General features: G+C 64.5%; 10 protein-coding genes. All 10 read left to right on the forward strand.

Features of this window, described 5'->3' with window-relative positions; all coding sequences use genetic code 11:
• Positions 1 to 7 precede the first annotated feature (7 nt).
• The 10 genes from BKG76_RS15125 to BKG76_RS15170 all read left to right on the forward strand — a co-directional run bounded on the left by BKG76_RS15125 (position 8) and on the right by BKG76_RS15170 (position 11,810).
• Positions 8 to 937: a reductase gene (locus tag BKG76_RS15125; protein ID WP_070939258.1), complete on the forward strand. Its 930-nt coding sequence runs from the start codon at positions 8 to 10 to the stop codon at positions 935 to 937.
• Positions 934 to 2,502 (forward strand): flavin-containing monooxygenase, encoded by a 1,569-nt coding sequence (locus tag BKG76_RS15130; RefSeq protein WP_070938341.1) that lies wholly within the window; start codon positions 934 to 936, stop codon positions 2,500 to 2,502. Before BKG76_RS15125 ends, BKG76_RS15130 begins: the two co-directional genes overlap by 4 nt.
• Before the next feature lie 56 nt (positions 2,503 to 2,558).
• Positions 2,559 to 3,329: a phosphoglyceromutase gene (locus BKG76_RS15135; RefSeq protein WP_070938342.1), complete on the forward strand. Its 771-nt coding sequence runs from the start codon at positions 2,559 to 2,561 to the stop codon at positions 3,327 to 3,329.
• Between the two features lie 150 nt (positions 3,330 to 3,479).
• Entirely contained in the window at positions 3,480 to 4,790 is a 1,311-nt protein-coding gene (locus BKG76_RS15140; RefSeq protein ID WP_070938343.1) for a sensor histidine kinase, read from the forward strand.
• Positions 4,787 to 5,473, forward strand: a complete 687-nt coding sequence (locus tag BKG76_RS15145) for a response regulator transcription factor (RefSeq protein WP_005062021.1) — start codon at positions 4,787 to 4,789, stop codon at positions 5,471 to 5,473. Before BKG76_RS15140 ends, BKG76_RS15145 begins: the two co-directional genes overlap by 4 nt.
• A gap of 135 nt (positions 5,474 to 5,608) precedes the next feature.
• On the forward strand, positions 5,609 to 6,889 hold the full coding sequence (locus BKG76_RS15150) for a TetR/AcrR family transcriptional regulator (protein WP_070938344.1): 1,281 nt from the start codon (positions 5,609 to 5,611) through the stop codon (positions 6,887 to 6,889).
• Positions 6,890 to 6,962: 73 nt separating this feature from the next.
• Entirely contained in the window at positions 6,963 to 8,312 is a 1,350-nt protein-coding gene (locus tag BKG76_RS15155; protein WP_070938345.1) for an ABC1 kinase family protein, read from the forward strand.
• A 101-nt stretch (positions 8,313 to 8,413) separates the two neighbouring features.
• On the forward strand, positions 8,414 to 9,415 hold the full coding sequence (locus BKG76_RS15160) for an alpha/beta hydrolase (protein ID WP_070938346.1): 1,002 nt from the start codon (positions 8,414 to 8,416) through the stop codon (positions 9,413 to 9,415).
• Positions 9,412 to 10,269, forward strand: coding sequence for an SDR family NAD(P)-dependent oxidoreductase (locus BKG76_RS15165; RefSeq protein WP_070938347.1), 858 nt, complete (start codon positions 9,412 to 9,414; stop codon positions 10,267 to 10,269). The genes BKG76_RS15160 and BKG76_RS15165 overlap by 4 nt, the downstream gene beginning before the upstream one ends.
• Complete coding sequence (locus tag BKG76_RS15170) at positions 10,266 to 11,810, forward strand: flavin-containing monooxygenase (protein ID WP_070938348.1); 1,545 nt, start codon at positions 10,266 to 10,268, stop codon at positions 11,808 to 11,810. Before BKG76_RS15165 ends, BKG76_RS15170 begins: the two co-directional genes overlap by 4 nt.
• Positions 11,811 to 11,904 lie beyond the last annotated feature (94 nt).

Raw genomic sequence — 11,904 nt, forward strand, 5'->3', positions numbered from 1 at the left:
AATGGCAATGGCCGTTGTATTGGAAGACATGCTGCAGACCATCAAGGACAAGCAGTGGGCGCTCGCGGATGTCGACTGGGATGCACCCGGCGCCGAGACCATCAGCCCCGAACTGTGGCCCAAGCTCAAGAGCTTCATGGCCGACCTGGTGTGGATCGAGAACATCGGCGCGCGTGGGTTCGCCGCGCTGGCCAAGAAGGCCCCGGACCCCACACTCGCCGAGATCTACCGGTACTTCCACGCAGAAGAGCAGAAGCACGCCAATGCCGAACTCGCGCTCATGCGGCGCTGGGGCATGCTCAAGGAGGATGAGATTCCGGAGCCGAACATCAACGTGCGCTTGGCGATCGAATGGTTGGACAAGTACTCGGATGGTCTCTCGCTGACGGTCCTCGGCACCGTCATCCCGCTGCTTGAGGTGGCCCTCGACGGCGCGCTGCTGAAGTTTCTCCTCGAGGAGGTGCAGGACCCGATCTGCCACGATGCGTTCCGGCACATCAACTCCGACGAATCTCGGCACCTCGCAGTCGATTTCCACGTCCTCGACATGATGGGGCAGGGGCCGATGCGCCGTGCCGTGATCGAGAACGTCGGCACGCTGGTCAGTCCCTCCTTCCTGGTCGCAGGCTTGGTGGGGTTGGGTGCCGGGATTCCGCTCATCAACCGGATTCGCAACAACATCGTGGCGATGGGGCTGAGTGAACAGCGGCTGTACGACGCGATGAACCGCTTCTCCAACGTCGGAGACCGCGGCAAGGGGACCCGGCTGTTCATCTACCGGTTCTTGAAGAAGGGCTCCCAGTGGGTCATCAACCCCGATCACCCCTACCACTACTTGGCCAACTCCATGGTCAAGGCCTCCGATCACATTCCGCGTAAATGGCTTCCGGCGCAGCCATCCTGGTCCAAGGAGCTCACCTACGAGGCAACGGCATGAGCGCGCGACGTCGTAAGCCCATGCGGGGGCCCGATCATCAGGTGGTGATCATCGGTGCCGGGCTGTCCGGTATCGGGGTGGCCCGCGACTTGCTGCGGGCCGGCGTCACGGATGTCACCATCTTCGAGCGGGCCGCCGGCGTCGGTGGAACCTGGCGCGACAACGTGTATCCCGGTATCGGCGTGGATGTTCCCGCGCAGGCATATCAGTTCCGGGAAGCCTGCAACCCCGACTGGTCCCGGTTCTACGCCAAGGGTCCCGAGGTGTTGGCGTATGTCGAGCGGTTGACCGACGATTTCGGTGTGCGTGAGCTGATTCGCTTCAACAGTGAAGTGGGGGAACGCCATTGGGACGACGATGCCGATCTTTGGCGTATGAAGGTCAACGGCAAGGACGTGACGGCGCGGTTCGTCATCGTGGCGGCCGGTCCATTCCCGGAACCCAAACCGGCGGAACTACCCGGCCTCGACGACTTCGCGGGCACCATCGTGAAATCGGCGTCCTGGGATCAGAGTGTCGACCTGGCGGGCAAGCGCGTCGCCATCATCGGCACCGGAGCCAGTGCCGTACAGATCATTCCGGAGATCGCGCCCGAAGTGGGCCACCTCGACGTCTATCAGCGCACGCCGATCTGGATCTTCCCCAAGTTCGACCCCACCACGCCCGGGGCCGTCAAGACCTTCTTCCGTCGGGTGCCCTTCGCCCAGCGGCTGCTGCAGGAAGGGCTGGAACTCGTCTACGCCGGGGTGCTGGTGTACGGCGTCATGTACTACGCGAACGTCAAGGTCATCCCCCAGGCGGTGGCGAGTTTCCTGCGTAACGTGACCTATCGGAGGGCGGTGCCGGACAAGGAGCTTCGCGCCAAACTCACTCCGGACTACGACTTCGGTTGCAAGCGCCCCGCGGTCTCCAGCTCCTATCTGCAGACCTTCAATCGGGACAATGTCGACCTCATCACCGACCCGATCGAGACCATCACCCGGACCGGGATTCGCACGCGCGAGGGGAGAGAACGCGCCGTCGACGTCCTGGTGCTCGCGACCGGATTCCGTTTGTTCTACGACCCGCAGATCTACCGGGACACCCCGGTCACCGGGCGCGACGGGTTTGACCTCGGCGACTTCTACGCGCACCAGCTGCCGGAGAGCTATCACGGCATCTCCACCCCGGGATTGCCCAACTACTTCCAGGTGTTCGGGCACTACGGATGGACCGGCGGCACGTGGCACAGCGTCGTGGACACGGCGGGCGCGCACATCAGCCGGGTGATCGCCGAGGCGCAGCGCCTGGGCGCTACCGATGTCGAAGTACGCCGGCAGGCGGCCGCCGACTGGACCGAACAGGTCCGCGGCCGGTATGCCACCTCGCTGTTCCAGGTCGGCAACTGCGCCACCGCCAACAGCTACTACTTCGACCACAACGGCGAGTCCGCGTACATCCGGCCCATGTCCACGCAGGCCGCGCGCCGCTCGTCGCGCACGTTTCCGCTCCACGACTACGCGTTTGAGGGGCAGGCCGAGCAGGTGCGGGCCGTGGCGGTGGCTGCTGACCAGGCCGTTGTCTAAACCAGCGCCGGGTATCGCTGTATCGAACCGAAGCGGGAGTGGATAAGGTAACGCTCATGAGCGGCGAGACCTCCAGTCAGTCAAACGGGGCCACCCTGATCCTGCTGCGCCACGGCGAGAGCCAGTGGAACGCCAAGAACCTCTTCACCGGCTGGGTCGATGTCGACCTGACCGAAAAGGGCAGGTCCGAGGCGCAGCGCGGTGGTGAGCTGCTCGCTCAGCAGGGGCTGCTGCCGGACATTCTGTTCACCTCGCTGCTGCGTCGCGCGATCAACACCGCGCACTTGGCCCTGGACACGGCCGACCGGCTGTGGATCCCGGTGGTGCGAGACTGGCGCCTCAATGAGCGCCACTACGGTGCGCTACAAGGGCTGGACAAGGCGGAAACCAAGGCCAAGTACGGCGAGGACCAGTTCATGGCCTGGCGCCGCAGCTACGACACCCCGCCGCCACCCATCGAGCGCGGCAGCCACTACAGCCAGGACCAGGATCCCCGCTACGCCGATATCGACGGCGGGCCGCTCACCGAATGTCTGGCCGATGTGGTGGCGCGGTTCGTGCCGTACTACGAAGACTCGATCGTGCCGGAGCTGCGCGCGGGCAAGACAGTTCTCATTGCCGCCCACGGTAATTCGCTGCGCGCACTGGTGAAGTACCTCGACGGGATCTCCGACGAGGAGATCGTCGGCCTGAACATTCCCACGGGCATTCCGTTGCGGTACGACCTCGACGAGAACCTCAAACCGATCACTCCGGGTGGGGTGTACCTGGACCCGGAGGCCGCGGCCGCAGGCGCCGCGGCGGTAGCCAACCAGGGCGCGAAATAACCTCACCGAGAGTCTGGCCCCACCAAAAGATCGCCAATTGGCGAATACTCGGTAAACGCACGCCTAACACCTGTGCGGGAATATGTGACTTGCTCGGCATTTAGCCGCACGCTGCTGGGGTGACGTTCACCGAATGCGTACGCTTTTCGCGTGACCGCCGCATCGGGCTCTCTGGTTGTGATCGTGACGATCGCAGCCGTCGCGGCGCTTGCTGCGGGTGCGGTGCTGGGCGTCTGGTACTCACGGCGCTCCCCGAGCCTCCGAAAGACCCGGAAGGGTTCCGATGTAGCCCAGACGGGTCTGACGGTCTCGCAGATGCTGGAGCGCATCGTCGCCATCGCGCCGACAGGAATCGTCGTCGTGGACAAGCATCAGGATGTGGTCCTGGTCAACGCCCGCGCCCGCGAACTCGGCCTGGTGCGCGACCGTCAACTCGACGAGCACGCATGGAATGCCGCGCAGCGGACACTGGTCACCGGTGAGGCCGTCGAAGTGGACCTGACCACCAAGCCGAAGGCGCCGGGCCGTGCGGGATTCTCTCTGCGCGGTCACGTGCGCAGGCTTTCCGACGCCGATACCCGCTGGGTGGTCATCTACGTCGACGACGACTCCGAGCATGTCCGCATGGAGGCCACCCGCCGCGATTTCGTGGCCAACGTCAGCCACGAGCTCAAGACGCCCGTCGGCGCGATGGGCGTGCTCGCCGAGGCGCTGCTGGAGTCCTCCGATGACCCCGAGACCGTGCGGCATTTCGGCGAACAGGTGCTCGCGGAGTCCCGCCGCCTCGGCAACATGGTCACCGAACTCATCGCGCTCTCGCGGCTGCAGGGGGCCGAAAAGCTGCCCGACCTGGAGGTCGTCGACGTCGACTTCGTGGTGTCCGAGGCGATGAGCCGGTCCAAGGTGGCGGCAGAGAACGCCGATATCGCGGTCACCACCGACGCACCCAGCGGCTTTGAGGTGCGCGGCGACCCCACCCTGCTCATCACCGCGATCAGCAATCTGGTGGCCAATGCGGTCGCCTACTCGCCGCAGGGATCGCCGGTGTCGATCAGCCGCAGGCGCCGCGGCGACAAAATCGAGATCGCCGTCACCGACCGTGGCATCGGGATCGCCAAGGAACATCAGGAGCGCGTCTTCGAGAGGTTCTTCCGGGTCGACAAGGCGCGCTCCCGCGACACCGGCGGCACCGGGCTGGGGCTGGCGATCGTCAAGCATGTGGCGGCCAACCACAATGGCGCCATCAAGTTGTGGAGCCAGCCGGGCACGGGATCGACCTTCACGCTGTCCCTGCCCGTGTACGAGGATCAGGACGACGTCGAGGACACCGAAGCGCACCTACCGTCCGACCAGAGCACACCTCGCAAAGATGCGAGTAATCACGCCGCACCACAAGTACCTATCAGCCGCTTACGCGAAGAGCACAAAGCGACTACACGAGAGGAACATGTACGTCGATGACCAGTGTCTTGATTGTTGAGGACGAAGACTCGCTGGCCGATCCACTGGCCTTCCTGCTGCGTAAGGAGGGTTTCGAGGCGACCATCGTGAACGACGGTCCCTCTGCGCTCGCCGAATTCGAGCGCGCCGGCGCCGATATCGTGCTGCTGGACCTCATGCTGCCGGGGATGAGTGGCACCGATGTCTGCAAGCAACTGCGTGCCAAGTCCAGCGTCCCGGTGATCATGGTGACCGCGCGCGACAGCGAGATCGACAAGGTCGTCGGGCTGGAGCTGGGCGCCGACGATTACGTGACCAAGCCGTACTCGGCACGTGAGCTCATCGCCCGCATTCGCGCGGTGCTGCGCCGCGGCTCGGACTCCGAAGAGACTGCCTCCGGTGACGGGGTGCTCGAGGCCGGCCCGGTGCGCATGGATGTCGACCGGCACACCGTTTCGGTGAACGGGGAAGCAATCACCTTGCCGCTCAAGGAATTCGACCTGCTGGAATACCTGATCCGCAACAGTGGCCGGGTGCTCACCCGCGGTCAGCTGATTGACCGGGTCTGGGGCGCGGACTATGTGGGCGACACCAAGACCCTCGACGTGCACGTCAAGCGGCTGCGGTCCAAGATCGAGGCTGATCCGGCCAATCCGGTGCACCTGGTCACCGTGCGCGGCTTGGGCTACAAACTCGAAGGCTGAGTTCGCCGGGTCTGACCCGGAGGCGTTTACACTCGGACGGCAACGAGGCGCTCAGATCCGTGCGCCCTGGTTAGGTCGGACACGTCGATGGAGCAGCTAGTGGCGCAGGAGCCCCCTCGCCGAGGACGGCCCCCGGTGTCCGGACTTGCCGACAAGCGGCGTCAGCAGATCGTGGACGCAGCTTTCGCGGCCTTCACCGAAAACGGCTACGAGCAGACCAGCATGTCCGATATCGCGACCCGCGCGGGTATGGGGCAGGGCACCGTCTATCGGTATGTCGACAGCAAGCGCGAGGTCCTCGACCTGGTTTTCGACTATGGCGTGGAACGGCTCATCGACACCCTGGCACTCGACGATTTCTTCGACGTCGTCGGCGGCACGGCCGGTATCGAGGAACGCAACGACATCATCATGGAGGGCGGCCGCCGCCTCTACGCACTGGTTGACCAGGAGCCCGCGCTGCTGAAACTCCTGACGGTGCAGTCGGCCGCGGCCGACAAGGAACTCAAGCAGCGCGTCGTCGGCATCCAGGGGATGCTCGACTCCTACGTGCAGCGGGGTTTGGAGTCCGGTAGCCGGGCCGGCTGGCTCCCGGAGGATGCCCAGAACCACGCAGTGCTGGCGCGGCTGCTGCCGGCACTGGTCCTGCCGGGATTTCTACTCGCCCAAAGCAGGCACGACAACCCCAGTACCCGGGAACGTTTCGTGAGCACCGCCTCGCTGATCGCGGAGAAGGGCATCCTGCGCGACGGTGTGAGCCTGGAGCCCGGGGAGGGACACGGGTCGGCGGAAGCCGTTGACTCCGGGCATGTTCCGTTGCCTGTAGCGGCCGACCGGCGCAATGAGCTGCTCGATGCCGCACTCGAATGCTTCCTGTCCGACGGCTATCACGCCGTCGGGGTGAATGAGATCGTGGAAAGGCTCGGGGTCAGCCACGGCACGTTCTACAACTACTACCAAAACAAGCGCGACCTGCTCGATGCGCTGATGGTCCGCGAATTCTCGGCGATGGAACCGGCCCTGTCCCGGACGGTTGCCCGCCTCGATGCCCGCCGAGATATCGAACACGCTCTTGCACAAGGATTTAGGAATGCACTGGAGGCGGTGGCCGGTCGGTTGCCCGCGTTGATCTTCGTGTGTACCGAGGCCGCCGGAGTGGACCCGGAAGCGCTTCAGTCCATTATCCAGTTCTTCCGCTTTGCCTCGGTGCGCAGCGAGCAGTCGGTGTTCTCGATGATCGGCGCGGACCGGATCAACCCGTCGATGGACACCGAGTTCCTGGGGCAGGCCTTCGTGTCGCTGTTGGTGGGAGCCGTCACCCTGATTGTCGATGACAACGGCCGGACAGACCACGTCGACGAGTATGCGCACGCCATCACGCAGTTTTTGCTCTATGGTCTGAACCCAGCGCCATAGGCCGGCGCGGGAACGAAGGAGCACACCCATCGGCGAACCAGTTGACAACGATGTCAACGAGACTCGAGCTGGCGTGCCGCTGCGCGCGAAGAGGGCGGCGGCGCTGGGGAAGGTTGTCGCCGGCCATGCCGTTCGCTCGGCGATAACGACGGCGATCAAGCCGGTCGCCGCGGACGTGGCCGCCCGGCGCGACGCCGATATCTTGCGGTTCGCCGACGACCTTGTGGCCGTCGCGGGCTCGATGAAGGGTGCCGCACAGAAGCTGGGGCAGCTGCTGTCGGTGGTGGATGTGGGCATCACCTCCGCAGCGGCCAGAGAGGAGTTCACCGCCCGGCTCGCGCCGCTATTCGACAATGCGCCAAGGGTTCCCGACGCGACGATGCACACGGCACTGGAGCGTGCGTTGGGCAGTCGGCGGGCCAGGATCGTGAGCATCGATGCCGGCGCCATCGCCTCGGCCTCTATCGGGCAGGTGTACCGCGGCCGTCTTGACGACGGGCGGACGGTCGCGATCAAGATCCAGTACCCGGATATCGCGTCCAAGGTCCGCGCGGATCTGAAGAATCTGCAACTGGTCACCAAGCTGGCAGCCAAGAAGATGCCGGCGAGCAACACCCAGGCCATTGTGGCGGAGGTGCAGCGGCAGATGATCAAGGAAGTCGACTATCGCACCGAACTGGCGCATCATCAGCGGATTTTCGACGCATTTCGCGGGCACCCCGCATGGCGTATCCCGGAACCGATCGCAGAACTGTGCACCGAACAGATCCTGGTGACCGAGTACCTCGACGGTGTGCCCTTCGACAGTCTCGGCGGCGAGGATCAGCCGGTGCGGGACCGAGTGGGGGAGGCGATCTACCGCTTCTACTGCGGTGAGATGTACCGGACGGGATTCTTTTGTGCCGACCCGCATCCCGGCAACATCATGCTGCTTCCCGACGGCCGAGTCGGTTTCGTGGACTTCGGGCTGTGCATGGATATGGACCCCGAGGACGCCGAGGTTCAGCGCAAGGTGTTCCGGGCGCTGCTCACCGGAGATGACGATGAGGCGTTCGAACTCGCTGTGGCTGCGGGATTCCTGGCTGACCCGGCGGCCATGGAACGAAGCGCTGCCACCGAGTACATCCGCGCGGTCAGTAGCTGGCATCTCGGGGACGGAAGCCTGCGGATGACCCCGAATATCGCCCGTCGCTCGGTCGCCGATGCGGTGCTGCCCTCGTCCAAGTTCTACGACGGCATCCGCCACCAGCGATTGGTGGAGACGCACGCGATGGCGCGGCGCACGGAGATGTGCGTGGCGGCACTGCTCGGCAAGCTCGGCGCCGAGGCGCCCTGGTCGGCGATTGCGCGCGAGTATCTCGGCCTGGCCGATGCCGCCACACCCATGGGTGAGGGCATCGAAATCTGGTCTCAACAGCAATAACAGCCGCTTCGGTGGTGGCGGGAATGCCATCTTGTATTTTTGTGAATGGCATGTCAGTCTGTTAAACACCTGTTCGTTTTCGAAACCATCGAGGAGCGCCGATGACGGCCAACGTGGTGCCGCTGCATCCCGAGCGCGTGGAGCTCGTGCGCTCCGAACGGGGCTCGCTGACGGTTCTGTTGCGATTGGGGCGATGGGCCATCCGTGCCGTCGCCTACCCGGTGATTGCGCTGTGGGCGCGTTTCCCTCATCTGCCATGGCCGTACCGAGTCGTTGACCTGGCAGCCGTCGTGCTGAGGCCGGTGCGGGGAGTGCGCCGTACCCAGGTACGGCTTGCCCACTGCGAGGCGGAACTCATGTCGTGCGGCGATGGCCCGTCGTATGGCGCGCTGCTGTACCTGCACGGCGGAGCGTTTGTCGTGGGCGGCCTGAACTCGCACCGCAGGCTGGTCTCGCGCATCGTCACGGGTGCTGGCGTCACGTCCCTCGCAGTCAACTACCGCAAGCTGCCCGAGCACCCTGTCTCCGCGGCCGTCGAGGACGCCCTCGACGGATTTCGGCAGCTCATCGAGATGGGTTATCAGCCTTCGGAGATCGCCATCGCCGGAGATTCCGCCGGCGGCTTCCTGGGCCTGGTCACCAGCCTGATCGCACAGCGTCGCGGCTACGGCTCGCCGGGTGCCCTGGTGTGCATATCTCCACTGGTCCAACGCGACCCGGCGGGCAAGCTGGTGCTGGCCCCGCAGTCCAACGACCCACTGTTCCCAGACGCGGCACTGATCGCCATGGAACGCCTCATGTTGTCCGCCGAGACGACGACCGCGGGGCTCGAGGTTCTCGACAGCTTCGTCGAGGGTTGCCTTCCCACGTTGGAGTGCCTGCCGCCGACACTTTTCCAGGTGGGCAGCGACGAGATCCTGCGCCCCGACACCGAATTCGCCGCCGCTCGGATGACCGAGGCGGGTGTACCCGTCGAACTGCAGATATGGAGGAATCAGGTGCACGTTTTCCAGATCGCCGCGGATGTACTCGCCGATGCGAGGGCCGCTGTCGCGGAGATCTCGGCATTCGTCAGGGCTCATGTGGGACGGCGGGCAGCATGAAGTTCACCGAGATTCAGATGGACGGTGCCGTCGCGTTGGTCACGGGTGGAGCCCGCGGTATCGGCCTGGCCATCGCCCACCGATTGGCGGGCATGGGTGCACGAGTGGTCATCGCCGATCTCGACGAAGCTGCCGCTACCGATGCGGCACGTGAGGTTGGTTCGGGTGCGCGAGGTTTCGTGCTGGACGTGACCGAATTCGACGAGTATTTGCGGGTGGTGGACGAGATCGAGGACTCCATCGGACCCATCGACATCGTGGTGAACAATGCCGGGATCATGCCGGTGGGCCCGCTGTTGGCAGAGTCCCGCGGGGTGGCGGAGGCAACGATGCGCGTCAACTTCTGGAGCCACTACATCTCCTTCCAGGTGCTGGCGCCACGGATGATCGGCCGGGGCAGAGGGCATTTCATCAACGTGACGTCGGCGGCCGGAGCCATCCACTCGCCCGGACTGGCGAGCTACGTCGCGTCGAAGCACGCCGCCACCGGATTTGCGCGTAGCGCCCGCGAGGAGCTCGCCGGCACCGGCGTGACCATCTCGACGGTCATGCCATCGGCCGTTCGCACCCAGCTCGTGGACGGGATCCCCTTCAAATGGTGGGAGAAGTTGGGGATCATCCCCCCCAGCTGGGTGGCGCGCGATGCGGTCAGGACCGTACACAACCGGCCGGCAGTGGTCGGTTCCCCGAGGGGTACGGTCCTGGCACTTCGTCTGCAGCACCTGGTTCCCGAGTGGCTATGGCTGCTGGGCAGGCGAGTTGTGAACGCCGACAGAACCGTTGGGCCGGTGGATCGGCAAGCCCGCAGTGAGTACGACGGCCGCATCAACCGGCAGGCGGGGGCGGCACTATGAGCAACCCCGAACACGAGATCGTCATCATCGGCGCGGGTATCGGCGGACTTGGCGCCGCCATAGGCCTCAAGCGTGCCGGTCTGACCGACTTCGTCATCCTCGAGCGCTCCGCAGGGATCGGCGGCACCTGGTACAACAACCACTATCCCGATGTCGCCGTGGATGTTCCCGGGATTGTGTATCAGTTCTCGTTTGCGAAGAACCCCAATTGGTCTCGCACCTTCCCCAAGGGACGTGAGGTGCAGCAGTACATCGCCGGTCTGGTGGATCAATACCGGCTGAACGACCATCTGCGGTTAGGTCATGAGGTCATGGAGCGGGTGTGGGATGAGGACAACCACCTGTGGCTCTTGAGTCTGGCCGATGGCCGTGTGATCACCTCCCGGTTCGTCATCACCGCAGTCGGTGCCTTCGTCGAGCCGAAGGTGCCCGACATTGCGGGCCTGGAATCATTCGGCGGCAAGGTCATTCAGACCCAGAATTGGGATCATGGCTACGATCTGACGGGTAAGCGGATCGCCGTGATCGGAACGGGTGCGACCTCGGTGCAGCTCATCCCCCAAATGGCGCGGGTGGCATCGCGCCTCGACGTCTATCAGCGCCGTGCTATCTGGGTCTTCGCCAAACCCGATTTTCCGATACCGCGCATCGCTCGTTGGGCACTGAAGTACGTTCCCGGCTTGCAGTCGTTGATCCGGGGGATCGCGGCGGCGGCTGTGGAGGTAGGCCTGGTGGCGATCACCGTGTACGGCAAGCAGATTGCTCCGATCACGCTCATACCGAATTGGGCATGTCGCGCATTCCTTTTCAGCCAGGTCCGCGACCGGGAGCTGCGTAGGAAGCTGACACCGGAATATGGATTCGGGTGCAAGCGCCCGAGCGTCTCGAACATCTACTACCGCACCTTCACCCAACCGCATGTGGATCTGGTGACCGATCCGATCGCCGAGATCACCCCGACGGGCATTGTCACGAAGAACGGAGTGCGTCGCGACATCGACGTACTGGTGCTCGCGACGGGGTTCGAGATGTCGCAAAGCCCCGAGGTGTATCGTGCCCGCCCGGTCAAGGGACGCAATGGATTCGACCTCGCCGACTACTACGAGAACAATCGTGCCCGGGCCTACGAGGGTGTCACGATGCCCCAGCTGCCCAACACCTTCATGGTGTTCGGGCCGTTCGCGTGGAGCGGCAGCTCATGGCACGTCATGGTGGAGAACGCGACACGCATCGCGGTGCGGATCATTGCCGAGGCGCACAAGCGCGGCGCTACAGCCATCGCGGTGACCGAAGAAGCCAACAACAGATTCTTCGAATTCATCGCGCCCAAGGCGGAGTCGACGCTCATGCACGGTCGTGCGTGTGTCAATGCCAACTCCTACTACATCGACCGGCATGGCGACTTCTCGTTCTTGCGTCCCACCACGGCGTACCAGTCGACGCGAGCCAGTAAACGCTTCCCGCTGGACGACTTCCGTTTTGAGCGGCTACCGGCCGTGGGATCCGGCGTGCGGCTGGCGGAATCCACGGCGAAACGTTGAATAGCCGGCCGCCACGTGCCGAACCGGTATTCGCGCGGGTACTTGCTGAACGCGTCCGGCTGGGCGAGTACGTGCACCGATGGTTGCCGCCATG

The organism is Mycobacteroides franklinii (assembly GCF_001853795.1).
Taxonomy (GTDB): Bacteria; Actinomycetota; Actinomycetes; order Mycobacteriales; family Mycobacteriaceae; genus Mycobacterium; species Mycobacterium franklinii.